This window comes from Paraburkholderia sp. SIMBA_054 (assembly GCF_046534875.1).
Taxonomy (GTDB): domain Bacteria; phylum Pseudomonadota; class Gammaproteobacteria; order Burkholderiales; family Burkholderiaceae; genus Paraburkholderia; species Paraburkholderia hospita.
In genome coordinates this window covers 1-25,927 of record NZ_JAWRXV010000089.1, presented here as the reverse complement: position 1 = coordinate 25,927, position 25,927 = coordinate 1, and the positions used below count along the sequence as shown (strand labels likewise).

17 protein-coding genes are annotated in these 25,927 nt (G+C 56.1%); 10 read left to right on the top strand and 7 right to left on the bottom strand.

Translation table 11 applies throughout. The features are described 5' to 3' along the window. Window positions 1–41: 41 nt before the first annotated feature. Window positions 42–1,307, bottom strand: coding sequence for a hypothetical protein (locus tag SB822_RS50345; RefSeq protein ID WP_410858281.1), 1,266 nt, complete (start codon window positions 1,305–1,307; stop codon window positions 42–44). Window positions 1,308–1,369: 62 nt separating this feature from the next. After that, window positions 1,370–2,449 (bottom strand): GNAT family N-acetyltransferase, encoded by a 1,080-nt coding sequence (locus tag SB822_RS50340; protein ID WP_410858280.1) that lies wholly within the window; start codon window positions 2,447–2,449, stop codon window positions 1,370–1,372. 1,133 nt (window positions 2,450–3,582) lie between these two features. On the opposite strand from SB822_RS50340, the gene glmS reads away from it, so the two are divergent. Beyond that, on the top strand, window positions 3,583–5,400 hold the full coding sequence (gene glmS / locus SB822_RS50335; RefSeq protein ID WP_410858279.1) for a glutamine--fructose-6-phosphate transaminase (isomerizing): 1,818 nt from the start codon (window positions 3,583–3,585) through the stop codon (window positions 5,398–5,400). Window positions 5,401–5,626: 226 nt separating this feature from the next. On the opposite strand, the gene SB822_RS50330 is transcribed toward glmS, so the two are convergent. Both SB822_RS50330 and SB822_RS50325 read right to left on the bottom strand, forming a co-directional pair. Continuing rightward, window positions 5,627–6,397 carry a GNAT family N-acetyltransferase gene (locus tag SB822_RS50330; RefSeq protein ID WP_410858278.1) on the bottom strand — a complete coding sequence of 257 codons (771 nt, stop codon included), beginning with the start codon at window positions 6,395–6,397 and terminating at the stop codon, window positions 5,627–5,629. A 786-nt stretch (window positions 6,398–7,183) separates the two neighbouring features. After that, window positions 7,184–8,314, bottom strand: coding sequence for an MraY family glycosyltransferase (locus SB822_RS50325; protein WP_410858277.1), 1,131 nt, complete (start codon window positions 8,312–8,314; stop codon window positions 7,184–7,186). A 708-nt stretch (window positions 8,315–9,022) separates the two neighbouring features. Between SB822_RS50325 and SB822_RS50320 the strand changes: the two genes are divergently transcribed. The 8 genes from SB822_RS50320 (at window position 9,023) to SB822_RS50285 (ending at window position 19,731) form a co-directional block, all read left to right on the top strand. Next, window positions 9,023–9,919 (top strand): hypothetical protein, encoded by an 897-nt coding sequence (locus SB822_RS50320; RefSeq protein WP_410858276.1) that lies wholly within the window; start codon window positions 9,023–9,025, stop codon window positions 9,917–9,919. A 69-nt stretch (window positions 9,920–9,988) separates the two neighbouring features. Next, complete coding sequence (locus SB822_RS50315; protein WP_410858275.1) at window positions 9,989–12,235, top strand: polysaccharide biosynthesis tyrosine autokinase; 2,247 nt, start codon at window positions 9,989–9,991, stop codon at window positions 12,233–12,235. 80 nt (window positions 12,236–12,315) lie between these two features. Further along, window positions 12,316–13,593, top strand: a complete 1,278-nt coding sequence (gene tviB, locus SB822_RS50310) for a Vi polysaccharide biosynthesis UDP-N-acetylglucosamine C-6 dehydrogenase TviB (RefSeq protein ID WP_410858274.1) — start codon at window positions 12,316–12,318, stop codon at window positions 13,591–13,593. A gap of 53 nt (window positions 13,594–13,646) precedes the next feature. Then, window positions 13,647–14,735, top strand: coding sequence for an SDR family oxidoreductase (locus SB822_RS50305; protein ID WP_410858273.1), 1,089 nt, complete (start codon window positions 13,647–13,649; stop codon window positions 14,733–14,735). Between the two features lie 4 nt (window positions 14,736–14,739). Continuing rightward, complete coding sequence (gene murJ / locus SB822_RS50300) at window positions 14,740–16,101, top strand: murein biosynthesis integral membrane protein MurJ (protein WP_410858272.1); 1,362 nt, start codon at window positions 14,740–14,742, stop codon at window positions 16,099–16,101. Continuing rightward, entirely contained in the window at window positions 16,098–17,288 is a 1,191-nt protein-coding gene (locus SB822_RS50295) for a glycosyltransferase family 4 protein (protein ID WP_410858271.1), read from the top strand. The genes murJ and SB822_RS50295 overlap by 4 nt, the downstream gene beginning before the upstream one ends. Window positions 17,289–17,371: 83 nt before the next feature. Beyond that, a complete protein-coding gene (locus tag SB822_RS50290) occupies window positions 17,372–18,553 on the top strand; it encodes a glycosyltransferase family 4 protein (protein ID WP_410858270.1) in 1,182 nt (393 codons plus the stop codon). After that, window positions 18,550–19,731 (top strand): glycosyltransferase family 4 protein, encoded by a 1,182-nt coding sequence (locus SB822_RS50285; RefSeq protein ID WP_410858269.1) that lies wholly within the window; start codon window positions 18,550–18,552, stop codon window positions 19,729–19,731. Before SB822_RS50290 ends, SB822_RS50285 begins: the two co-directional genes overlap by 4 nt. 95 nt (window positions 19,732–19,826) lie before the next feature. Here SB822_RS50285 and SB822_RS50280 read toward each other — a convergent pair whose 3' ends face one another. The 3 genes from SB822_RS50280 to SB822_RS50270 all read right to left on the bottom strand — a co-directional run bounded on the left by SB822_RS50280 (window position 19,827) and on the right by SB822_RS50270 (window position 23,440). After that, on the bottom strand, window positions 19,827–20,918 hold the full coding sequence (locus SB822_RS50280) for a hypothetical protein (protein ID WP_410858268.1): 1,092 nt from the start codon (window positions 20,916–20,918) through the stop codon (window positions 19,827–19,829). Between the two features lie 502 nt (window positions 20,919–21,420). Continuing rightward, window positions 21,421–21,948 (bottom strand): hypothetical protein, encoded by a 528-nt coding sequence (locus tag SB822_RS50275; protein WP_410858267.1) that lies wholly within the window; start codon window positions 21,946–21,948, stop codon window positions 21,421–21,423. 298 nt (window positions 21,949–22,246) lie between these two features. Continuing rightward, window positions 22,247–23,440 (bottom strand): GNAT family N-acetyltransferase, encoded by a 1,194-nt coding sequence (locus SB822_RS50270; RefSeq protein WP_410858266.1) that lies wholly within the window; start codon window positions 23,438–23,440, stop codon window positions 22,247–22,249. A 306-nt stretch (window positions 23,441–23,746) separates the two neighbouring features. On the opposite strand from SB822_RS50270, the gene SB822_RS50265 reads away from it, so the two are divergent. Then, a complete protein-coding gene (locus SB822_RS50265) occupies window positions 23,747–25,234 on the top strand; it encodes a tyrosinase family protein (RefSeq protein ID WP_410858265.1) in 1,488 nt (495 codons plus the stop codon). Window positions 25,235–25,927 lie beyond the last annotated feature (693 nt).

Here is a 25,927-nt window from a genome sequence, read left to right as displayed (position 1 = left end):
GTGCCCATTTTCGCCTTTCTCTATTGCGGGCGTGACGATTCTCAGCTCTGCTGCGGTGGATACGGTCGATGTCGCAACTGGATGCCATCAAGAGAATTGACGGGCTGAGATGCAGGCTTCCGGCTCTTGGAATCGATGCGCATGGGCGAGTGCAAAAGCAGCGGCAGCAGCCCAACGTATAGGATCGGATCTGCATATGAAAGCTTGACTGACATCAATACCGCTAGGAACAGCAGATGGCTTAGATCTTTCCTTATCCTTATGAAGAAGAGAAGGGGAATAAGGAAGCCAAGCATTCCAAAGCGAACCACGAAATATTGCATTAACCCTGCGTCATTGAGTGAAGCGACCTGAAATGCTCCATCGGTCCTTGTCAAGCGGTAAAGCGAATCCTCCAAAGCGAACGGACCATAACCAAGCAGCCAGTCCCAGCCGCTGCGGCCGTAATATATATAATCGACCAAGGCTAGGCGTAGCTCTGACGATTCATTCATTTTGGTCGTAAAGCTATTGAGATACGCTTCGAGGAATGACGGCATGGTCACCAGTGCAACGACGAACAGGACGGCGATGACGACCCGCGTCGACTTCATTCTGTTTGCGGTGAACGCAACGAGCAGTATTGCGCACTGAATAGTTGCAGCGGTCGACTGTGTGATGAGCATCGCGATGATGGAAAGAATCACCGGCAGGAAGTGAGGCTCGCGGTTCTGGGCCCGGCTCAAGAGGACATAGCCGATCGTCATCACAGCCACCACTGCGCTGAATGTCGAGGGTTCTACAAACAGACCGGTAGGCCGAAAGGCAAACACCGGATTGAGGTTCTCATAGTTGTGGTATCTCGACATCTCGCCCGTAACGGGTTCAACAAGGTCGATATATGTTTTACTGACAATAAGAACCACCGTCTGTAACAGCAGGATCAGATCATTCAAAACAATCAACGTGGCGAGTGCCGATATAGCTTTCTCGGCTTCTGTTCTAATAATTGTGTAAAAGCACGCTACATAAAGCGTAACCAGGCCGAGAAAAATATAGTTGTTAAGGCCGGACTTTACCAATGGCGGCGCGCAGTTGGGCGGAGTAAAGGCGATGAAGTACAGGAAGAAGGCAGTGATGGTTACCATCGTGGCAACTATCGTCAAGACCGTGTTGCGCTCGAGCAGTCCCCGGCGAAGGTCCGGGCACGATACGCAGTACAGGCACAAGATAACGACACCCACCATCTGCATGTAGGCACCGTCACTGACCAGAGACGATAAGGCCAACCCGAAAAATAGAACGATGAAGCGGAGATGACGTGTCATGTGCGTTCCCGGGAACCTGTCAGCACGAATAAAACGGCGAGCATTCTCGTGTGTCCATGTGCTCAAATGCGCTGGGGTTCTCCGGCTGTCGCCTGCGCCGGCCTAGCATAGGTAGTAATCGCCCGCGCGCGGTGCAGGGTCGTGCGCAAGGCGGCATAGACGGGCATCGTCCGCTCGATTTCGAAGCGCCGCACGAGGCGGCCGCCAAATCCACCAAGAAACTTGAGAATGCCGGGTGTTGAAACACCATCAAAATCGAAAATGAGGCCCCGCTCTCCCGCGATACGCATCGCTGACCACAGCATGAGACTGACCGCGCCGCTGTGAGCGTCGGGACGCCGGGCGGTAAGGAAGTAGTACGCGGCCCGGGTATCCCACAGCATTGCACTACCGGCAACGAGTGCGCCTTTGGCATCGAAAGCGCCGATCAGCGTACCCGCTTCACGCTTCATCACTTCATGGAGCAAGCGGTCCATCGTCGCCGCTCCGTAGACATTTTCGAGCTTGCGTGCTGCGAGATTGGCGTTGTAGAAATCCAGAAATTCCTTCGCAGAATCAATCGATCTGACAGTAAGACACTCTTGCGCTCTGCGGACTGCGGTACGAGTGGTGCCTTTCAATGCCGAAAATGCCGTCGCCTCGTCCGTCCAGCCATCCGCAATAAGCGTAAAAGCGACATTTACGCTGAAACCCTCAAGGCGAAATGCCAGCGCTTCTGCCTCGGAAACGCGTGGATCCATTAGCTGATGAAACCATGCGCATCTGGGAAGTTGCGCTATGAGGTCGCGTGCGATGCTCAGACGCTGACTCCATTCCCGCTCGCCCGCAACGCTTTGATGTGGCCTGATGACCGGTCCGAGAGTGCGCGTCAGTGGAGGCAATGTGGAGATTTGCCACAGCGCCTTTTTCGACAACGTGTAGGGCATCTCGCCGATAACGGTATTGCCGTGCTTCACTTCGGCGACTTTCCAGGCGCCATTCGTAGCCGCTTCGAGCCACCATGGTTCGTGAAAGATCGAACGTTCGGACAGTCCGGACGCAAGCTCGCCTGTGGCGTGCGTACGTCTGCTATCCGTTGTCTTGCCGCTCGAATCTGCGCAACCGGCATGCGCGCGACGCGACAGTTTGCTCTCGTTGTCCATCTTTTCGTCCCCCGAACCACGAAAGAGATGCTGCGAGGCCTTGTACCTCGGGGCACAAGTGTCTGACATCGCGATTTTTCGATCTGTTGGCTAGGCCACCTATCTGCAGCAGTTGTATGGACCGCAGACATGGGTAACAGGTGTGGGGAGATACGGGCAACACTTCGGAGAGCCGTTTCTCAGGTCGCTTAAGACGTGGAGCTCAAGCGACACGACCGCGCCAGTGTTCGGCGCGCACGGCGACGGCCCACCGAGCTTGTTCATCCGCGACAGACATTCCCGCGCCACGGACTACCGCTTTGAATTAAACGCGGGCAACGGTTCGCCATAGGGGCGATAGAACCATCTAGCTGGAGGAGCAGCAACGCGGCGGCCTGCTACGAAGGGTAGCCAGATCGACGAGCGTCGTCGTCAATCGGTGGTGCGATTGCTGACATGGCTGACCGGTCTATTCTCGCGCTCCCGTTCTGTACGGTGTCCACGTCGCTGTCGAGCACGGGACCGGCGACCGTCGCCGGCCAGGACATCCAGAATCGCAACAATAGATAGGGCAAGTACACCTAGCACGCCGACCGTGCCGATGATCAATATTACGTTCATAGGTGCTACACCTGAATGACGGCCAGCCTCGTTTCGGCGACCAAGCGCACAGTCATGGACCATCCGCACCTGCAGCGTGGCAGGCGGATGAGCCATAGTAGCACGCGCGGCGGTGCGTGCCCTGCAGCGAGCCTCCCCGGGCCCTGAAACCCGCGTCATTGACATGTCCCTCAGCGCGATAGAGAGGCGCATTGCGTAGTACCGGATTGCAGACCGCCGTTTGCGAAACCCGCGTTGTCCCGGAGCAACTTGTGGTTTTCTTCGTAGGAGTGGCGGTACGTTGATCGGTGATCCATGGGTTGTTTGGGCTATGTTCGAAAGGTCACAGACGTAAGTACATTGAGGTCCTCGGAAACACCGGCAACGCATTACTATGAAGGCACAAGTCGTTCGCCTGGCGGCGATACGATTGAAGCGTCACTGCTACACGCCAGTCGGCCTTGGCGACCTGGTAAGCCAGCTTATAGACGAGCCAATGATCTCGTCCCTGAGGCATCGGGTGGAGATCTGAGCGGATAGGAAAGGGGGACATCATGTGTGGAATTGTCGGCGCGGTTGCGCGCGAAGACATCGTCCCGGTGCTCGTCGAAGGGCTGCGCCGACTTGAATATCGTGGCTACGACTCGTGTGGCGTAGCTGTGCTATCGGACGACTCGCCGCGCCGGGCGCGCAGCATCGCACGCGTGTCCGATCTGCGTGACCAGGTTCGTGAAGTTCGCCTCGAAGGCGGGACGGGCATTGCGCATACGCGATGGGCTACACATGGTGCACCGGTGACGGACAACGCGCACCCGATATTCTCGTGCAATGCCATTGCAGTCGTGCATAACGGGATCATCGAGAATTACGAAGAGCTACGTGAGATGTTACGCGCGAAGGGCTACGATTTCGTTTCTCAGACCGACACTGAAGTCATCGCTCATTTGCTACATAGCATGTACAACGGCGATCTGTTCGAGTGCGTATGCAGCGCGGTCAAGCAATTGAACGGGGCGTATGCAATCGCAGTGATGCACAAGGAACAGCCTCACATTGTCGTTGGCGCGCGGCAAGGATCGCCACTTGTCGTGGGCGTCGGCGACGGAAAGAACTTCCTTGCTTCGGACACTTTGGCGCTCGCGGGTTCGACTGAACGGTTCGTGTATCTTGAGGAGGGCGACGTGGTGGAACTCGCGCCCAATGAGATCAAGATCGCCGACCGCGAAGGCGGGATCGTAGAGCGCACGGTGCGTGTTGTGGCCGCGTATGGCGGCGTGGCGGAACTCGGCCCATACCGTCACTTTATGCAGAAAGAAATCTTCGAGCAACCGCGCGCGATCACGGACACTGTCCCACAGGCCGACGCGTTGACCCCAGATGTTTTCGGCGCAATCGCAGGTGAGGTGTTTCCAGGGATAGACAGCCTTTTGATTCTCGCGTGCGGCACAAGTTACCATTCAGGACTGACATCGAAATACTGGTTCGAATCAATCGCCAAGATCCCGACGCAGGTGGAAATCGCGAGCGAGTATCGTTACCGTGACTCGGTAGCGAACCCGAGAGCACTGGTCGTGGTGATTTCTCAATCGGGTGAAACCGCAGATACGCTTGCCGCACTTAGACACGCCCAATCACTCGGTCACAGGCACACCCTCGCTATCTGCAACATGGCGACGAGCGCGATGGTGCGCCAGACGGAGTCCGCTTTTTTGACCCGCGCGGGCGTAGAAGTCGGAGTGGCATCAACCAAGGCGTTTACGACGCAACTGGTAGCGCTTTTCCTGCTTGCAGCGACGCTAGGCCGGATGCGCGGCCATGTCGATGCGGAACAGGAAAGCGCATACGTGGCTCAGCTGCGTCATCTTCCCGCAGCGCTGAATAGCGTACTGGCTCTCGAACCTCAGATCATCGCCTGGTCGGAGGTCATCATGCGCAAGGATAATGCGCTCTTCCTGGGGCGCGGCCTCCACTATCCGATTGCACTTGAAGGCGCATTAAAACTGAAAGAGATATCGTACATTCATGCCGAAGCGTACCCGGCTGGCGAACTGAAGCACGGGCCGCTCGCACTTGTCACGGAAGCGATGCCTGTCGTCACCGTCGCGCCCAACGACGCGTTACTGAACAAGCTCAAATCAAACATGCAGGAGGTACGGGCACGGGGCGGTGAGCTTTTCGTATTTGCGGACGTCGATACGCACATTCGAAGCGAGGGCGGAATCCACGTCATACGCATGCCGGAGCACTACGGAGCACTGTCACCGATTCTGCACGTTGTACCGTTGCAGTTGTTGGCCTATCACACGGCCTGCGCGCGCGGGACCGACGTCGACAAACCGAGAAACCTGGCGAAATCGGTGACGGTGGAGTAGGCGGTAATAGTGAGCGATGTTTGTGCGAGCCGTTGGACAGGCATGCGCCAGCGGTAAAGCTGGTTTGGGCCGCGAAAATCAGCAACCATGTCACTTAGGCGACACTAAAGGAACGGCGGCCGCAGTTAGGACGGAAACAACGTTCCTATACGATCCAACTCGATTGCCGACGCGGCTCGTATCGTAGAGGTTAGCGGACGGGTTGAGCTTGAATCTCCACGAGCCGTCACTGCGGCACGTCCCCGGCGCCCTTCGGGGCTGGTAAACCCCGACTCGCCATGCCCGTCAGCCTAGACTTGAGTTGCCGGGCAAACGTCATTGCCGAATAGCCCAGCGATCCCCATGCGCTCGCCATCACGAGAATTGAAGAGGTCTGATACGACTTCTTGCCACTCCACGACACTTTGTATGGCTCGTTACCAGGCGTGAAGTCCGCATCGAACCCACGATCGAAGGCCCATTTGACGCACTCGTCCAGAATGACGGTACCCGGCGAGAATTTCGCATGTGTGAGGTCATACGTGACGGTCAGGAAGAACAGACGTCGATGGCCGACGCCGACAATCAGCGCGGCGAGTGGGGTTCCCTGATGCAAGAGCGCGAAAAGCCGGAACATACCGGGCTCGTACGTTTCGTTCATCATCAAGTCGCGCCAGAATTTGCCGCTGGATTCGCCAGACACCCATCGGCTGTCGATGTCCTTATCTTGTGCCCATTTGCGTTTGTTCAAAACAAGCCAGTCGACGATCGATGCGGCGCGCTCATCGTTTCGGTCAAGCAATTCGATGTCGTACTCGAGGTGCTTTGCAAGCTTGCGCTTTGCGTAGTCCGGATTTTTGTCTCGTCCAGGGCGGGAGCGGCAGAATGAATCCCAGTCGGTCTCGCCTCGCAAGGTCGCGAAGTAAGTGCGCTCGTGCGTCTCGCGGCGCGTCATTGCATGGCGCTTCAGGCATTGACAAAGCAGCGAGTCAGACGGCACACGCCACAGCTCGATCACGTCGGCACGCGCGGACTTGATTGCCGCGTTCAATGCGGAATTCACGACCGCTTCGTTATTGCATTCGGGTGCCAAGAGCATGTTGGTGGGCGAACGGTTTTCTGGTGCAAGGGGCGTGAGATATCGCCACAATTTGTACCGGTACGCGAGCAGCGGCCAGATGACCACGATGCGACCAGTGTGCCGACCGACGAGACAGTGCAGCTTGCGCGGAGAGCCAGGGTCTTCCGCCATCAGGCTGGCGTGGCAAAAGCCGAAATGCTCGGCGAAGCCTCCATCGGCTGCATGCCACAACTCGTTCCATTCAGGTTGAAGCGTGCGGAAACGCTCGATATCTCGCACGACCTCAAACGATATGGCGTCCGTAGCTAATGCCATCGTCTTCTCTCCTTATTCCGCCATCGTCTGGAAATACTGGTCTGCATTGATCTTGCTTGCTCGTTTAAATGAGCTGACACACGTGACTTAGAAACGGCATTTGAGCCCGGTTTGAATATTAAACTCAGGCCGGGCGATTAACGATGCTACGCGTATCAGGCGGTTATACAACGGCGTCATTCCGCATCCTTAATCGCGATACACCCGAATCGCGTATGCAGTAAACCTGGCACTTATCGGGTGTTTAATGAGTAAACAGAAATAGTGGCCGGAAACTCACTGGAACGCGTGAATCAGCTCAAATGCCGCCCGACATGCAAATGCAGTCGTATGGTTTATTCCGTTCTATTGCGGAAGGCGGCTCGTGCATTCTGATAGCTGGATGCGACGCTCGTGGCGACACAGGCTCTAGCGATTGTTCGTTTCTCCAGCTGTAGAAGATTCGACCGGATGCTTCTGATGAGGGAAGATCCAGCGAGGAGTCTTGAACAGGACAATACGGCGGTACAAGAAAAGATAGGCGGCGATGAAACCGATCATCGCGAGAAAAAGCACCGCCGGGCTCTTGTAGAAGAAAGTCGCGGGGGTGATCGAAATCATCGACAGCAGCCACAGATAAACAGAAGTGCGTGCGTTGGCGCGCTCGCGGGAATTTGCAGCGATCCAGCTGTGGCGCGTAACGCGCTTATAGATGAGGGTATGCAGATGCAAATCATCTGGTTGCGATACAGCGCAGCCTTTGAGAAACCGGCGTCGATAAATGGAGAATACGGTTTCGAAGAGCGGATAAACAGCGACGCTAGCGGCATACCAGGCACACACGTCTGGATGCCTCACCACGAGCGAGACGAGCAGTTCGGCCATCACAAAGCCGACGAAGTAGGCCCCGCCGTCCCCAATGAATACCGATGCGATCGGGTAGTTCCATACGACAAAACCCAGGATTGCGCCGATCATCGTCAGAGCAACGCTCATCACAAACCAGTCGCCCGCGTCGTGCGCAACGTAACCGATTGATGCGAATATCAGAATCGAAGCACCAGACGACAGGCCGTTCATTCCATCAATGATGTTCACAGCGTTTGAGAGGCCAGCGACGAATATGCACGTGAACGCCACGGCGAACGGCGAGAAAAGCAGCGCTTTATCGATCAGCGGAAGATCAACCCTGATGATCACTGCGTTTAGCAACCACGTACCGGCAAGGGCACCCACGAGAGCACTGAGTAGTCTCGCGCGGGGCGAAATGCGCTTGGTCAAATCCTCAAGCAGACCGCTGGCAAACGGAAGCGCGCTGGCCGACAACAGCAGCATTGTTTCCGCCCTGGGGTTGCCCCCGAAGACTGCACCGATCATGCAAGTGATACCTGTTGCGAGAACGATTGCCAGTCCGCCTATGCGCGGGATGGGCCGGGAATGATTCTTTTGAACAGAATGAATATCCCAGTCCAGAGAAAGGCGACAGACTTGCGAGCCGTATCGAACAATCAACCAGGTGATCAGGAAACAACTCACAAAACTTAAGATTAGGTTGAGCATGACGTTCGCCTGGGAAATCTGTTTGGTTCGAACTTCTACATGACCGAGTCACCATCAAAAAAACGTTACGAAATGGTGACTATATCGTTGTCTATCGAGACCATTTCTCGTTCGCACTACAGCCGAAGAATGGCGCTTCGTGAAGCTTGATGATAGGCGGAAAAGCTCCCTCTTCAAATGGGCAAGTATGCGGAAACAAACACAACGATTCGGCCAAGAAAATCGAACTCGGGCGATCGCATTGGAGTGCGATCGATTATACGCAAACGGGGCTACGCCACCGTTTCATATGTGAGGTACCCAACACAAATGAATGAAATCGCGGTTGCCGACAGAATTTCTGTTTCTCTATCGGCTAGAGTACGTGTACGCCAGCGACGACTCAGTCTTTGCTGGTTGCAGTTGTATGGGCTGGCCGGCGTTGTACGGCCTCAACTCAGTCTCGTCGGGGGATTGAGTTCTGCTCGGGGGAAGCAAGACGTGCACTCCAATAACTCGCTACAGCCGTGCCGTTCCGACGACACCGCAGGAGAACTGCGGCCGGCGTCTGCTCGTAAATCAGACGGCGGGGCTTCATCCATTTGTGGCGTGCGGCGTGGCCTGCTCAAGGCAGCATCTGTTGCTCTTGTTAATGGGGCAGGTTTGCCTCGACTCGCAGCAGCCGTAGGCCAAGCCTCGACGCCGACGGTAGTCGACAAGGCGTTTGGTGTGAAGGGTGATGGCCAGTCGAATGACAGGACGAACCTGCAGAGGGCAATCGACCAATCCGTAGGCAAGACTTTGCTATTGACGGGGGCGAGCCGGATCGATGCAAGCGGCCTTCAATTGCGTAGTGGGAGCCGACTGCGGTTTGAGCCGGGTGCTTCCCTGGCGCTGCTGCCGCACGAGCAGGCAACTTATCAGATGTTACGTATATGGGACGTTCAGGGCGTCGTCGTCGAGGGCGCGGTCCTGGACGGGAAGAAAGATCTGAACAAAGCGGGCGATGAAGCGGACCGCGACGGCTACGGCATGGGAATTTCAGTCGCCGGAAGTTCGAACGTGAACCTGATTTCACCCGTTACCGTTGGGTGCTGGGGAGATGGAATTTATATCGCCAACAGCTACCAACGAAAAGGTCAGACCTCGAGTCATATCACTGTCCTTGATCATCTCGCCTCGGACTGCCGCAGGCAGGGCGTCTCGATCGTCAGCGGCTCGAACATACTGATCGAACGACCGGTCTGGCAGAGGATAGGCGGCACGTTGCCGTCGGCGGGTCTCGACATCGAGCCGAACAGCAATCTCGACGTACTGGACAACATCCGTGTTGTTAACCCTGTGACCAGACATTGCCGCACCGGCATTCTGATCTACTTGCAGGCGCTTGTCGGCCCGCGGGCCAAGCTGATCAACATCGAAATTTCGGGGCATCGTGACGAACTGTCGGCGGTGGCGCCGCTGAACATATCGGGACTCAAGCTGGACGGGAATGTTGTGACGGGGTCGATCAGGGTCAATTCATCGACGTGGGTCGGCTCTCGCATGCGGCGATTGAGAAGCGACGACTATGACGTCATAAGAGGCCCGAAGATCATCATGGAGGGGCTCAAAATTATCAGTTGATTGGCTGAACGCATATCGGCCCGACAGGCCGAAGTTCGGCGGACCGTTTCGTACTACAAAGGATTGAAAATGCAAGACGAACGCACATTAGAAAATGGGCCGGCAGTCGACGAAAGAACAGGGGTAGCTGCGATAATCGATGCGATTATCGAGTATCGCGTGATGGTCCTGATAGCCGTCGTCTCTGTCGTCATGATGGGAGCCATCTACATTCTGGTGACGCCCCCGTTATATGAGTCGAGCGTACTGATCAAGGTCGAAGACTCCACAGGCCAGCCGTCGCGGCAAGCCGGAAACGACCTGCTCAACAATATTTCGCCAGGGTTCGATGAGCGGTCGACCGCGGAGAGTGAGATCCAGGTCATAGGATCCCGGCTCATTGTTTCGCGAGCTGTCGATGCCTTGCGCCTGGAGATCGAGGCGAAACCGCATTACTTCGGCCCCATCGGGCAATTATTCGCACGCCGCAGCGACAGTTTGTCGACACCCGGGCTGCTTGGGATGGGCGGCTACGCCTGGGGCACGGAATCGATAAAGCTAAGCAGTTTCAATGTTCCGGACACGTGGCTCGGCGAGAACTACAGCGTCACGGCGCTTGGCGATCACGCGTATGCGTTGAAGGGTCCTGGTCTACCCGAAGAGGGTATTCGGGGCGATGTCGGCCGCGCGCTCAGGATCGATACCACACAGGGACCCATCACGCTTCTCATCGCAAAGCTAAACGGAAATGCGGGGGCCCGCTTCGATGTGGTCAGGTACTCCCGTCAACAGACGGTGGACCGGTTGCAAAAGATTCTGCAAGTCAAGGAGCTTGGTTCGAAATCCAGCATGTTGAAGGTTTCGCTGGAAGGTACCGACGCGCGGCGAGCTACCGAGACGATCAACGAAATCGGTCGTCAATATGAGCAGTGGAACGCGGCTCGCAAAGCCGTTATCGCGAAGAACTCGCTCGACTATCTGCAAAGCCAGTTGCCAACCATGGAAAGGCAAGTGCGCGAATCGGAGGATGCGTACAACACATATCGCAACACGCACGGCTTGCTGGATATGAACGAAGAGGCGCGTCTGCTTCTTCAGCGTAGCGCGGAAGGCATGACACAGGTGTTGGAGCTTCAGCGCAAGCGGGACGCCCTGCTTGCCACTTACGCGCCGACGTACCCGGTGGTCGTTGCGATCAACGCACAGATCGCGTCGACGCAAACGGCTCTGGATGAAATCAGCCGCCAGATCAAAACGATGCCGCGCGAGCAGCAAGGCGCAATGCGGCTTGAGCGGGACGTCAGGGTCAATACGGATCTGTACACGACTCTGCGCAGCAACATCGAACAATTGAAGGTGATCCAGGCAGGCAAATCGGGTTCCGCACAACTCATCGACTGGGCAGACCTTCCGGATAAGCCGGTCAAGCCGCTCAAGTTGCTCGTGATGGCGGTCTCCCTGGTGTTGGGCGCGCTGGTGGGCGTTGGACTCGCTATCGCACGCGACTACGTATTCCGCGGAGCGACCGATTCAAGGGAAATTGAAGCGCGCACCGGGCTTGGGGTTTTCGGCACGATCCCGAAAAGCGACGAGCAGGAACGTCTAAATGGCAAGCTGAAAGCCAACAATCGCGAAAACATGTTGCTGGCGTCGCTCTACCCGAGAGATCCGTCGGTGGAAGCGCTGCGCATTGTGCGCTCGGCATTGCAGTTCGCGATGATCGGCGCTCGAAACAACGTCGTGATGATGACGGGGCCGCTGCCAGCTGTCGGAAAGTCATTTATTTCGGCGAATCTCGCAGCACTGCTCGCCTCGGGTGGAAAGCGCGTTCTGCTTATCGACGGTGACTTGCGGAAAGGCCGGCTGCATCGCTACCTTGGCGTCGCGCCGGGTGCGGGTTTGGCGGAAGTCATTGAAGGGACGGTTGAACTTGACGCGGCGATATCAAGAGATGTGATGCCGAGATTCGACCTGCTACAGACAGGCCGATATCCGACGGATCCGGCGGAGCTGGTCCTGTCGAATACGTTCCGTCAGATTATTGCAAGGGCTTCCGCCAATTATGACCTTGTCTTACTTGACGCACCGCCCGTGCTCGTCGTCTCTGACGCGGGAAACATGGCGCCAGTCGCTGGATTGCTTTACCTCGTCGCCAGGTTTGCCGATACCAGGGTTGGCGAACTTCAGGAAAGCATCAAGCGACTTGCCCAGACCGGGGCCAAAGTCAACGGCGTGCTATTGAACGGCACCAATATGCACACGATGGATTACGCAATGGCTCGACGCTACGGAAGTCGGTCTTATCTGGCCTACGACTACCACGCGGGTTCGAAATAAGTTTTGGTGGACTCACACGCAGTCGCGAGGATCAGCGTGTTTCCGCCAGTTACGCATACAACGTCTAGGGGGAGATAGTCATGAACAAGCTTGAGGAACTTCGTCTTGCGGTCGTCGGACTGGGTTACGTCGGACTACCACTGGCGGTCGAGTTTGGCAAGAAGCGCACGGTCATCGGTTACGATATCAACCGTTCTCGCATTTCCGCACTCAAGGAAGGGCGCGATAAGACACTGGAAGTGAGCAGCGAGGAACTGGCCGAGGCGAAGGGCTTGGCCTACACCTGTGACTCAAGTGATCTTGGCGATTGCAACGCGTATATCGCGACGGTTCCGACGCCGATTGACAAGTTCAAGCGTCCCGACTTCTCCCCTTTGGTGAGCGCCACAGAGATGATCGCATCGGTATTGAAACCGGGCGATGTCGTCATCTATGAATCCACCGTGTATCCCGGCGCGACCGAGGACGTCTGCGTACCTATCCTGGAGAGCATCTCCGGTCTCAAGTACAACACCGGCTTCTATCTCGGCTATAGCCCGGAGCGCATCAATCCGGGGGATAAGGCACATCGCGTGACGGACATAAAGAAAGTCACATCAGGATCAACGCTGGAAGTCGCGGACCTTGTCGACTCACTGTATCAGGAAATCATTACGGCGGGCACACATAAGGCTAGCAGCATCCGTGTCGCGGAGGCGGCGAAGGTAATCGAAAATACTCAGCGCGACCTCAACATAGCACTGGTCAATGAACTTGCGATCATCTTCAATCGCTTGGGGATCGACACCGAGTCAGTTCTCGCCGCTGCCGGTACGAAATGGAATTTCTTGCCTTTCCGGCCGGGTTTGGTGGGCGGTCACTGCATCGGCGTGGACCCGTACTATCTGACGCACATGGCACAGTCAATTGGCTACCATCCGGAGATCATTCTCGCAGGTCGACGCCTGAACGATAGTATGGGCGAGTATGTGGTCGGACAGCTGATCAGGGCATTGACCCGACATGACATTCACATCCCTGGCGCACGCACACTCGTCCTCGGTCTTTCATTCAAAGAAAACTGTCCCGATCTTCGCAACTCGCGTGTCCTGGATATTGTGCGTGGTCTGCAGGCCTATGGCGTCAATGTGGACATTTATGACCCGTGGGTCTCAAGAGAGGAAGCACGGCACGAGTACGGGCTGGAGCTGCTTGAGGAACCTCGGCCGGGCACATACGATGCAATGCTGGTGGCTGTCGCGCATCGGCAATTCGTCGAATGGGGCGCTGAGACACTCAGATCGTTCGGTAAATCAAGGCACGTTCTCTACGACCTCAAATATGTGCTCCCTCAAGAGGCGAGCGATTTGCGCCTGTAAGCGCCTCTCGCAAACGCCGCGCTGTACGTCTTATTGAGCACTGGAGATTTAACATGAGAACCAGCTACGACCGCATACGAAGTGAAATGGTGGCGCATCCTAAGACATGGTTGATAACGGGAGTGGCTGGATTTATTGGTTCGAATCTTCTGGAAACCCTGCTCGGACTCGGACAACGGGTAGTCGGGCTGGACAACTTTTCGACTGGTCACCGGGAGAATCTGGACGAGGTGCGCTCAAACGTCGGGGCGGCTGTCTGGCAACGCTTTACCTTTATCGAAGGAGACATTCGACGTCTCGACGACTGCCGGCGCGCCGTGCAGATGGCCGATCATGTTCTACATCAGGCAGCTCTGGGATCGGTGCCGCGCTCGTTGCAGGATCCTGTCTCCACGAATGAGGTGAACATTGGCGGCTTCCTCAATATGCTGGTCGCCGCGCGTGATGCGAATGTTTCGAGCTTCACCTATGCGGCTTCGAGTTCGACCTACGGCGATCATCCAGATTTACCAAAGACCGAAGATGTTATCGGACGTCCGCTGTCGCCATACGCGGTCACCAAATACGTAAACGAGCTCTACGCTTCAGTGTTTGCGCGTAGTTATGGACTTAGTGCGATCGGCCTGCGTTACTTCAATGTGTTCGGTCGTCGACAGGACCCAAGCGGGGCGTATGCAGCCGTTATACCGCGCTGGTCAGCAGCACTCATCAACGGTGAGGATGTTGTGATCAATGGAGACGGCGAATCTAGCCGCGATTTCTGTTATGTCGACAATGCGGTCCAGGCGAATCTGCTCGCTGCGTTCGCCGATACCGCCAGCCGAGACCAGGTATACAACGTCGCAGTCGGAGAGCGCACTACGCTGAATCAGCTGTATGCACATCTCCGGGCGTCGCTCACTCATCTTGGCATCGCGTTGGCCGAGACCGGTCCGGTGCATGGGCCGATACGTGCCGGCGATATCCGTCATTCTCTCGCAAGCGTGAGGAAGGCAGAGGAGCTTCTTGGATATAGCCAACCCATAACGCTATCGCAAGGGCTGGCGATCGCCATGCCCTGGTATGTGCAGCTATTTGCAAAAGGGGGGGCATCGGGCGGCTCGAACGAGGTGGCACTCGAGACACCAGCAGGCGGGAGGTGAGTGGATGAACTCACAATTCGCGGAGTGGCGAAGTCGTCTTCCGAAGATCCATCCCGACCACATGCGCATTGCGCGCGGCGCGGCAAGGATTTCGATCTTCGTGCTGTTAGGAAGGTGCGCTGGCGCATTCAAAGAGGTCGCAGTCGCGTACCGATTTGGCACAGGTGGGATTGTCGACGCGTATCAGTTGACGCTGGCACTCGTCAGCTGGATGCCGGCGGCCGCCATGACGATCTTCGGCATCGTATTGATCCCCGTATTCGTTGAACTTCGCCAACAGCCCCTGCAGGCACAGGCGGTTTTTCTTGGCGAGCTCGAGGCATGGGTTATCGCGGTCGGCGTTGGGTTTTCGGTTCTGCTCTTTCTGTGTTGGCCATTTGCAATCCACGTGCTTGCCGGAAATCTTTCGCCAGAGACGATCGATCTGTGTCGCGATATGTTCACCTACATGGCTCCGATTGGCATTTTGATGCTGGCGTCCGGTACATATGGCGCGAGAATGCAATCGAGGGAACGACACATCAATACACTTCTCGAGGGACTTCCCGCCGTTTTTGTGCTCTGCTTCGTGCTGTTATCGCATAAACAGGTGGGAACAATTGCCCTGATCTGGGGGAGTGTGGGCGGTTACCTGGCGCAGACGCTTATTGGGCGATGGTTGTTAAGTCGGCTGGATCCAATTCCGATCAAACTCCGGCTGAAGACCACGGCGCCTGAATGGCGCCGCGTCCTTGTGTCCGCACGAGTTCTGGCTGTGGGTCAACTGATCATGTGCTGCACTCCGCTGTTCGATCAGTTTATGGCTGTTCAGTTTGGTGATGGTGCTGTCGCCAAGCTTGGTTATGCCAACAGGGTGCTCTCACTCTTTCTGAGTATGGGGGCACTCGCCATCGGCCAGGCGACGCTGCCCGTTTTTTCAGACATCGTTCACTCGGGAGACCCTTGCCACGCGCGTAGAACGGCGGTCAGATGGACAATCCTCATGTTTCTATGTGGCACGTGTGTGGCGCTTGGCGCAGCTGTATTTGCACCCGATCTGATCCGTCTGGCATTCCAGCGAGGAGCTTTTACGGCTGAGGATACGGTAGCCGTAGCACAACTTTTTCGTTGGGGCCAAATACAGGTTCCCTTTTACTTTTCCAGTCTGGTTCTACTGACACTTTCCGCAGGGGCCGGTCGCTATAGACAAATGTCGACCATAGCGCTGGCAGGGGTTGCGGCCAAAGTATCTGGAACCATGATTTTCAGCCACTGGTTTGGCATCGCAGGCATTCTGCTCGGAACCGCACTAATGCATGCGACGACGTTGATTATTTATGCTCGGTACGCGTATACGTGGTCGTTGTCGGCGCAGAGAAAATCATGAAGATAATGATGCTTGTCAGTTCGATGGGGAGTGGAGGAGCGGAACGGGTTGCGTCGACGCTCATGAATGCGTGGGCAAAGCGTGGAGATTCGGTCGAACTGGTTGCGACTTTTAGCGGGCGAGGGACCTGTTTTTATAAGCTCGCCGATGAGGTCAGGCTGGTGTACCTTGCCGATCATGTTGGCAAGCGCCGAAGCAGACTGGGAGGATATCTCGCGCGATATAGAGCGTTGCGCCGTCTGATTAGTCAGAGTCGGCCCGACGTAGTGATATCGTTTCTGACCAATGTGAATGTCGCCGCCATATTAGCGAACGTCGGCCTGCATGTACCCGCGGTGGTCTGCGAACATAACAATCCCGCAGTGGATGGCCGGTCGATGTTATGGCGTTTTGCTCCCCGGTTGACCTATCCCTTTGCTGACGCCGTTACTGTGTTGACAGAAAGTGCAGTGGCGCCATTCAAACGTATGGTACCCGGCGTGCAAAAGCCTTTTGTCGTTCCCAATCCCCTTCCCGACGAAATTTTTGCAATGACGAAACCAGCTGTCTTGCCGACCTTGACACAAGGCGCGGAAAACACTGGACCGGATGTCGGACGCAAGCGGCTCGTCGCGGTCGGAAGATTGCACGCACAGAAGCAGTTCAACCTGCTCATCGAGGCTTTTGCTGCGCTCGCCGACTCTTTCACGGATTGGGACTTATGGATCTGGGGCGAGGGTCCGGAACGCGCGCGCCTCGAAGCGCTGGTATCGAGGCTGAATCTGAGCGGCCGGATTTTCCTGCCTGGCAAGACTGCATCGCCATGGTCGGAAATGACTGCCTCCGACGTGTTCGCCATGTCGTCGAAGTACGAAGGGCTGCCAATGGCGCTTATGGAGGCGATGGCACTCGGCATTGCCTCCATTGCGTTCGACTGTCCGTCGGGACCTCGCGAGATCATGCGTGACGGCCGCGATGGCATGCTGATTCCCCCGGACGATGTTCAATCATTCACAGAGGGGCTCAGCCGGCTGTTTGGGGATGGTGATTTGCGAATGCACCTTGGTCAAAGCGCGGCGAGGTCGATCAAAGAACGATACTCGATCGAGTGCGTATTGGACCAATGGAGCGAACTGTTTCTGTCGATTGGCGTTGCACAGTCTTCTGCGCACGGCGGCGATAGTGCTTTCGCACGCGAGTGCACCTGAATATCGACGATAGAAAAGCGGATATCCGCCACAAAAGACAGTTTCGGAACCTGGCTGGGGCTGTGCATGCGCGAGGAGCAATAATGAGCAAGATCGTATTGTTTGCCAACACCGACTGGTATCTCTACAACTTCCGCCTTTCACTTGCCCGCACGTTGCGGGACGCGGGTCACGAAGTCGTTCTTCTTTCTCCTCCGGGAGAATATGGCGCGAAGTTGATCTCGCTCGGATTCCAGTGGATTCCGGTGCCGATGAATCGACGGAGCCTTAACCCAGTCCGTGAACTCGCACTTGTCATGTGGCTTGCGCGCTTGCTGCGCAAGGAGAAGCCTGACCTCGTACACGGATTCACGATCAAGTGTGCAGTCTACGGCTCACTGTCCGCGCGTCTTGCAGGGGTGAGGGCACGCGTGAACGCCATTGCGGGAATGGGTTATGTGTTCTCGAGCCGGGACATGAAAGCATGCGTGCTAAGACCAATAGTTCGCGGCATAATGCGTCTCGCCTTGCGGGGTCGTTCGAGTGCGGTGATACTTCAGAATCCCGACGATCAGTCAATGTTCCGTGACGCCAACATCGTCGACGAAAGCGCTATTCGGCTTATCAAAGGGTCTGGTGTCAATGTCGAACGGTTTAAACCTGGAGAGCGGCAGAGCAATCCACAAAGCCAGACGCCATTGCGTGTCGTACTCGCCGGCCGGCTGTTGTGGGACAAAGGGATCGCTGAGTATGTCGAAGCAAGCCGGCAATTGAGAAGAGCGGGCCGCAAAATCCGCTTTATTCTGGCTGGCGCGCCGGACCCCGGAAATCCCGCTTCCATAGACGAGGCAACCCTGCAGAGTTGGATCAACGAGGGGCTTGTGGAGTGGCGGGGCCACGTGAGTGACATGCCAGGACTCTATGCGGACTGCGACGTTGCCGTTTTACCGAGTTATCGGGAGGGCCTGCCCAAGTCGATGATCGAGGCGGCTGCATGCGAACTACCGCTCGTTATTACAGATGCGCCAGGGTGTCGCGAGGTGGTCGCTGTAAATGGGCAAGACGGGCTCGTGGTGCCCGTGCGTGACAGTGTGGCACTTGCGAATGCGATCCGCCTTCTCGACGACGACCGTGCGGCTGCACGTAGGCTTGGCATAGCGGCCCGACAGAAAGTACTTGCGGAGTTCGATGAGCGCATCGTCATCTCTAGAACGCTCGATGTCTACAGGGAACTGCTTGAACCGGAGTGGCTGCCTTCCGTTGCCAAGGAGGGGACGGCACCATGAAGGTCGTCCACGTTATCACTGATCTGGCCGTTGGCGGCGCCGAAACCTCGCTTGTCCGTCTCGTTCGCGCCGGCCGCCACGATGGGGTGCATCATTCTGTCATCTCGCTGTCGTCCCAGGCCCCCCTTGCCACCGTCCTGGCAGACGAGGGCATCGAGGTGCGCATACTTGGAATGGACCGTAATCGATCACGTCTAAAAAGCGTGTTCCAGTTGGTGCGCTGGCTGGATGAACTCCAACCGGACGTCGTGCAGACGTGGATGTACCACGCCGACCTGCTGGCGGGAATGAGTGTCTATGCGGCTCAGCTTCTGCGCCGCCTGCGCGGAAAGCCTCGGGCAAGACCAGTGCTTTCATGGGGTATCCATCACACGGACTTGCGACTGACGGGGAGTAGCCGCAGTACTCGCTGGATAGCAAAAGCATGCGCATTCCTGTCCGCGAAGATACCCGACGTGATTGTATGCTGTGCTGAGGCGGCGAAATCCTCGCATTCCGAGGGCGGTTATTGCGGCAGAAAGATGATCGTTATTCCAAACGGAATCGATCTCGTAAAGTTCCGGATTGACGAAAAGGCAGGCTCTGCGTTGCGTCGCCGGCTCGGGGTACCCGAGTCGACGATACTCGTTGGTACTGTCGGCCGCTATCATCCCGTTAAAGACTATCCGACATTTAGCGAAGCGCTTCGCACCCTGCTGAAGGTGATGCCTGACTGTCATTTCATTATGGCCGGTCGCGGACTGGATCCCAGCAACGAGGAGCTGGTTTCGCTTCTGAGGAGTTCCGGCGTACTCAACAATTGTCATCTACTCGGGCCAGAAAGCGAACCACAAACGCTGCTTGCGGGGCTGGACGTCTTCTGTTTGTCGTCGAGAAGCGAAGCTTTGCCAACAGTGATCGCTGAGGCGATGGCGTGTCAGGTTCCCTGCGTCGCGACTAATGTTGGAGATACGGCATATCTTGTCGGCGAAACGGGACGACTCGTGCCGCCTGAGCGCCCGCAGGAGTTGGGGCAGGCTCTTGCAGCAGTGCTCTCGATTCCTTCGGCCGAGCGAGGCCAGTTGGGCAGGGCCGCCAGGCATCGCGTAGAACAGTTGTTCTCGATCGAGCGAAGCTGGAGAAGCTATCAACAGGTGTATTGCAATGTATTAAAGGCCCGACAACACGCAACGAGTTAGTGAGGGCAGCATTGCCAATGCTGGACGTTTGCGGTAACTGAAGATGCACGGGCGAGGTCTAACCAGGCCCGTGCAGCCGCCGCCGGAAGTCGGTCTTATCTGGTCGTAATGTTAGTCACTTCGACGGCCGGTCCCGCCGGATCCCACACTGCTTTGCGGAAGCCGCTCTTCGATTGAACGAAGGTTGGTGACGCGCTCGTAATATGACCGGTGACGACATACCCATGTAGCGCAAGACCGCTGACATAGAAGCCTGCATCGTTCGCTGCGTAGTCGGTGTGATTCGAGATATCGATCGACACCGTCTTCGGGGTCGTGCCAGGAAGATTAGCTAGATAGACATTGATTCCAAAGTGACAATTCCGGGTGGTCGGGCTATTGATCTTGATGTTTTGAAGGGTGGACGCATTCGTATTGGGCTCGATATCCAGGCCCGCCGACGGCAGCGTTCCAGCGATGTTCTCCCACAGCGGACTATCGAAAGTAATTCCATTTCCGCTAATTATCGACGCCCCCTGCCGGCGGCAACCATTTGCGTGATGATTCGACACGTAAATGTTACTCGGCACCACCTGCGGCGAACGGAAGGAATTGGTGATGTAAATGCCATCGCCCCAACAGTTGATCGTCGTCGGAGATTTAAGCGTGACACCAGACGCACCTGCGATCGAGAATGCATGGCCACCGCCGCCGCTGGCGGGGTAAGGCGTCGCGCTATTGAGCTGTTTGCTACCGTCTAGCGTCGCGTTCTCAACCGTCACATTCGTCACGTCCCAGATGCGCATGATCTGGTAGATGGCCGTGTTGTGGGGTAAGAGCTTGATTGTTGCGCCGCTTGCGAAGCGCACGTAGCTATTCGTACGTAGATCGACGCCCCCGGAGTCGATCCGCACGTTGCCGCTAATGAGCAGGATTTTGCCGACAGAGTTGTTGATCGCGTTCTGGAGCGCTACGCGATCGTTGGTGACTCCATCTGCTTTGACGCCGAAAGAAGAGGCGTTGACGACGGTGGTGGGAGTTGATGTTGCGGCATTCGCCAGGGCCTGCACGGACGTGGAGGCCACGGGATTGCCATCGCCTCCGCCGCACCCAGCGAGTGCCATGGAGCCAGCGCTTAGCGCAAGGCCAGTGAGAAAGCTTCTGCGAGTGATGAGTGGATTTTGCCGATAGTCGATGGAGGAGCTCATAGGTCGTTGATCCCGCGTAGCGGGTCCGTTTATGGCAAACAAAGGTTTGCGCGATAAAAAGGCATCGCTCACGCATGCATGAGCGAGACAATGTCGAGCGAGGGGATGAATGCGTCAAGAAGCCTTAGCTGCGAGGCACGCGTTCATGGTGCGTCGAACGGCTTGACGAAAGTTGGCCACACATCGATGTCTGCCGGCGGCGGATGATGAGCGTGATCGGTGATGCCTTACAAACGGGAGCGATGATAAGCGTCTCGCACGTCGGCTCAATATCAGACGAGATATATTTCGTAACGAAGCGTAACTCGTGAAAAGGGCTATTTTTCTCGTATGTTTTGCGGTACGCCCCGCCACAGCTAAGCTTGCCGGTACTTGAAACTATTCTTCGGATAAATAGAAATGCCGGCCAATTCAGAATAAAAAATTTTGCCGTTTAGCAAAAAAAACACATTCCATAATGTGGGTGTGGGTGTTCTGCTGAAGTCGAGAGCCTGCAGTGTCATTACGGAGAAAGGTCTGTTTTACTCCAACCGTATTCACGAATCGTTCGTTCCAGCGCAACCGGGTCGGTTGTTTCTGAGAAGATCGTCTTACGTGAGTTGACACGCTCTCCTTCAGGCGCGCCATTTGTCTGGCAAACCGGCTGTGGGGCGGAGCCAACCTGCTGGGGCGGCTGCCCAGCCGGTTGACATTCGCTACGTGACTGACCATCGCGTGCCCCGTCACCAAGGCCTTCGTTGGTGGCGCCTGGTTTGGGAGGGTCGCTCGACACCATGAGGTCGCGAACGTTGCCGGTTGGGGTTTTGATGGATGCGTCGATGTCGTGTAGCGTCTTTTCTGTCAGGTAGCCGCCAGAGGGGATGGCTTCGGGCTCGCTGGTTTCTTGCTCCACATGGAGCGGAGGGGGGGCCTCGGTCACGACGGGAGCCGAGACGTGCGTGGTGGACATCAGATAAACAATAACTCCCGTCGCTGCGCTTAACGCAATGGAAACGAGCAATGTCGTTCTTATTGTGACTGTTTCACTCACGATCGAAGGGCGCCACGGGAGCGCCGGACGATCGGGGTCTCCCACTAAACGATTAGCGTAACGCCCGACTTGAAGAAGCATACTCTGAGGGCATTTTGCTTCGTAAGTTTGCGGGGTGAGGGACAGCCCGCGATGAAATTGCTCAGCGCGGGTGCTCGGGAGTAGGGCGCCGCAAACGGAACAATAACGGTGATCGCGCGCAGCCACATGGCCGCAACGAGGACAGGTATTTGCATCAAACCGCCCAACGATGGTCAACCCTCTGTTCATTGAAAGCGTTCCATGTTGAAATGAACTGTCAGTTCGCAAGCTGATCGTCCGCTTGACGATGCAATGCTCCATTTCTTAGTGTTGTGTTGCCGTTGGCTGGAGACGACACCTTGCCGCCTTTGAACCATGAGAAGGGCGGACTGGCCGCCTTCATATGCAGTAACCTCTTCGCGCTCAGGGCGACGCGGCCCCAGGCACTCGCCGGAATCTCGACACTCGCATACTGTGACTCATAATTGCGGCTCCAGTACGCCTTGAACGGCTCTGTGCCAACCCCAAAGTCGAAATCGAAGTTGTGGTCGTATGCCCACTTCACCATGTGTTCGACGACAAGATGCCCCGGGCTGTATTTTGAAAATTCTTCGTCAAATCCTGTGATCAATCCTTTAACGGATGATTTGCCCATTCCTACAATTGTCGTGGCGAGCGGCTTTTGATCAAACAGGATGACATGAAGGCGCGCAGCCGGCTGATCGGGCTGCGCAGACAGTATGGAAACAAGAAAGTCACGATAGCCCTGCGAATATAGCCAGGCTCCCTGCTTCGACGCATGCTGGGCCCACTTGCGCTTGTGTTCCAGCGTCCAGTCGACCAGTTCACTAATGGCATGCTTGTCGGTGGGTGCTATGACCACCGCTTGCAAGGCTCCTTTTTTGGCGATGCGACGCTCGAGCGCACCGGGCTTTTTACCAGACAAGGTACCGAGCGACCCACAGAACGAGTCCCAGTCCTGTATCTGTCGCAGATACGCGACACTGGCATGTCGGGGCTCATTGTAACTACATGATCCCTTGCCGGACAGGAACCGAAACAGCTTCGAGTCAGTGTGAACATAGGGCAGCCGAATGATCGCTGCGCCACAGTCTTTCATTGCCGCACGTATGGCTAGTTGTGTCAATCGGACCGTATCTTCCTTAGGATCAAGCAGTATCGACGAATAGTCCGCAGAGTCTGGGCCCAACGATCTCAGCATTGTCCACAACCCGCGACGGTACAGAGCAAGCGGCCACACCATTACCAGTTTCGAATCTGAATAACCGACGACGCAGCGCAATGCGCCGCCTTGCGGTTTCGCCAAGTTCTGCCAGCTTAGCGAACATACGGAAAACGATTCGTGATACTGACCGTCGGACCTTGACCAGAGGTCGGTCCAGTCATCTTTCAATGCTGCAAATGCTCTCGGATCCGAAACGACCTGAATGTGCGTTCCCTGTGTGCGCATGGTGTCTCCAGGTTGATGGTAGACCGCTGCTTTCGGGGGGGCAAACAAAGCTGGATTCAAATCAGAGATACGTCGCTCGAATTCCAAATAACATTATTATTTCCCGATCGCTTGTCGCTTGCGAGGCCCAATAGCACCCGCGTGTACATGATAAGACGAATTGTAAGGCGAGAATTCCATATAAATTTTTATTGTGTACGGTCCCGCACATTCGGGGGCTGGAATATTAAACACCCGAAGTCGTTGGCGTATATCGTGGAAGAGACTTCATCGTGTTGGCACGGGCGTCCTGGAGAAGGAGGATGCGTGCCGGCTCTCTGTCAAAAGATTGTAATGGGTGCGGAAATGGCTAAATCTAGTATTAATCGTCGTACCTTTCTGAAGGGATCCGCGTCTGCGGTCGCATTGATGTCGCTCCCGGCAATGGGAGCTACAGGCCCGTATACAAGACAGGAATGGCAGGCGTTCAAGTTGACACCTCAGTTCGAATCTTTTAAAACCGCAATAAGGCTTATGAAAGCTGCAACAGATGCGACGAAACCGACATCTTGGTCTTATTGGGTTAACGTCCATGTAAATTATTGTCCTCATATGGTGCCGTATTTCTGCGCATGGCATCGGGGTTATTTATATTATTTCGAGCAGCAATTGAGAACTGTTTCGGGTGACAACAGTTTGACGCTGCCATATTGGGACTATTACTCTTATCCGACAATACCCCAGGAGTTTCTGGATGCTGCTACGGGTAATCCGTTATATGTTAGCGGCCGTATAAATTCAAATGTGTCGAGTGCCCTGACGCTTGCGCCGTTTGCGCCAAGTGTAGTGAATTTTCCGCGGGGGACGAGTAATTCGTATGAGGCATCGTTCGAGTCTGCTCCGCATAATCCAGTGCATAACCTGATTGGCGGTTGGATGGCAGACATGCAGTCTCCGACAGACCCGATCTTCTATTTGCATCATGCCAACGTGGACCGGTTGTGGGACGCATGGTCGCAGCAACCACAGACGACGTTGCCGTTGCCAAGTAACTCCTATTGGAGTGGCAGCTTCACCTATGCGAAGGGTCTTACGATATTGAAGTCGAAGACCTATATGCCTTCGCTCCTGAACTATCAATATGCCAACGCCACTGTGCCGACTTCACTCCCGCCAACCGCGCAGCAAGGTCGCATAATCCGTGTTCAGGCACAACTCGGGCCAATTCATGGCCGTCCCGCGTTGGCAGGTTTCTCCAAAACGAGTGAGCGTGCGATTGATTCAGGCCGGCGCTCGCTCGGCGGTGTGGCCAATATGTCGCTCAACGAGAAGTCCGTCAGTGCGCAGCTTCAATTATCTTCGTCAGCATCCGCGGCGTTGCAGGACACGCTGAAGGGCAGGTCAGCCGCGGCGGCTCTTCAACAGGGGAGTAACGCGGCGCCAGCGACAACCTATCGCTCTGTTGACGTGGTCCTTGATAGCGTAACGGTCACCGAACTCGGTCGGAAAGGTGGCTACTTCTACAACGTGTATTTGAATCTTCCCGAGCAAGGGGACGTCGACGGTGTGAGCCAGAAGCACTTTCTCGGCACGTTAGGCCCATTCGAGATATCCGCCGCGATGCATCATGCCGAATCGGCGCATAGTCAAGCGCCTGTCCTGGTTTTTCCCGCAACCGAACTCATGCAGCGCCTCGGAGCCGGCGCTTCCGGAGTGGTCGTCTCGCTGGTGAGAGTCGATGGCCCAAGTGCGCCGAAAGGGTCGGCCATATCGGTTGGCGAGCTGCGGATTGAATTGTCAACGTCCGCCCCTTGATCAGTGCTGTTGAGCGACACCAGAATTGATCGCGATTCGGGTCCGACGTCGCCCGACTCCCCAAACGGGAGCGGGCGACGTTGTATTTCATACGTGTCAGTGCCTTGCAAGGACTGGGCTTGTGTGTGACACGTCCGCCTGCCCGCAAAGGCGAGCTGGTCGGGCGAGCGGCATGAGTTAATGCTCGGTCGGCCGTCGTGGGAATAGGTGACAATTGCTGCACCGTCGGCTGAGCGACGTGTAAACAATTCGTACGCCGAAGTTATTCAACGTGTGCTCGAAATGGCACTCATGCCGCGAAAAGCGGGTGAACCTCAGCTATTCATTCGCTGGATAGTTTGCAAAGGTGTGCCCTGGTGATTGCAATGCGGACCCCACCGTTATGGAACCAATGCGAAATCTCGTGTTCGAACACGAAACGTGTGGGCCGGTGCAGGACTTTGCGAATAACAAAAAGCGATGGGCGAATTGATGCTGCGTCACCCGTATATGGAAGTCAAACGGTGCCCTCGCGAAGATGTCGAGCGGTCTGGCTGCGAATGGTGGCGCGGGGCTCAACACGGTTCGATGGGACAGGGCCAGAGCCGCTGGTAGCGCGTTCTCTGTCGCCTCCAGGTGAGCGTGAGCACGTAAATCGATGGGAATTCGGGGCGTTTTGAGCAGCTTGCGTGATGTAGCGGAGGGGATCTCCCT

What these genes read in the sequence shown, in the direction of transcription:
- glmS (WP_410858279.1), top strand. Translation starts at nt 3,583, where the DNA reads ATGTGTGGAATTGTCGGCGCGGTTGCGCGCGAAGACATCGTCCCGGTG.
- SB822_RS50340 (WP_410858280.1), bottom strand. Translation starts at nt 2,449, where the DNA reads ATGGACAACGAGAGCAAACTGTCGCGTCGCGCGCATGCCGGTTGCGCA.
- SB822_RS50290 (WP_410858270.1), top strand. Translation starts at nt 17,372, where the DNA reads ATGAGCAAGATCGTATTGTTTGCCAACACCGACTGGTATCTCTACAAC.
- SB822_RS50285 (WP_410858269.1), top strand. Translation starts at nt 18,550, where the DNA reads ATGAAGGTCGTCCACGTTATCACTGATCTGGCCGTTGGCGGCGCCGAA.
- SB822_RS50325 (WP_410858277.1), bottom strand. Translation starts at nt 8,314, where the DNA reads ATGCTCAACCTAATCTTAAGTTTTGTGAGTTGTTTCCTGATCACCTGG.
- murJ (WP_410858272.1), top strand. Translation starts at nt 14,740, where the DNA reads ATGAACTCACAATTCGCGGAGTGGCGAAGTCGTCTTCCGAAGATCCAT.
- SB822_RS50295 (WP_410858271.1), top strand. Translation starts at nt 16,098, where the DNA reads ATGAAGATAATGATGCTTGTCAGTTCGATGGGGAGTGGAGGAGCGGAA.
- SB822_RS50280 (WP_410858268.1), bottom strand. Translation starts at nt 20,918, where the DNA reads ATGAGCTCCTCCATCGACTATCGGCAAAATCCACTCATCACTCGCAGA.
- SB822_RS50305 (WP_410858273.1), top strand. Translation starts at nt 13,647, where the DNA reads ATGAGAACCAGCTACGACCGCATACGAAGTGAAATGGTGGCGCATCCT.
- tviB (WP_410858274.1), top strand. Translation starts at nt 12,316, where the DNA reads ATGAACAAGCTTGAGGAACTTCGTCTTGCGGTCGTCGGACTGGGTTAC.
- SB822_RS50315 (WP_410858275.1), top strand. Translation starts at nt 9,989, where the DNA reads ATGCAAGACGAACGCACATTAGAAAATGGGCCGGCAGTCGACGAAAGA.
- SB822_RS50270 (WP_410858266.1), bottom strand. Translation starts at nt 23,440, where the DNA reads ATGCGCACACAGGGAACGCACATTCAGGTCGTTTCGGATCCGAGAGCA.
- SB822_RS50345 (WP_410858281.1), bottom strand. Translation starts at nt 1,307, where the DNA reads ATGACACGTCATCTCCGCTTCATCGTTCTATTTTTCGGGTTGGCCTTA.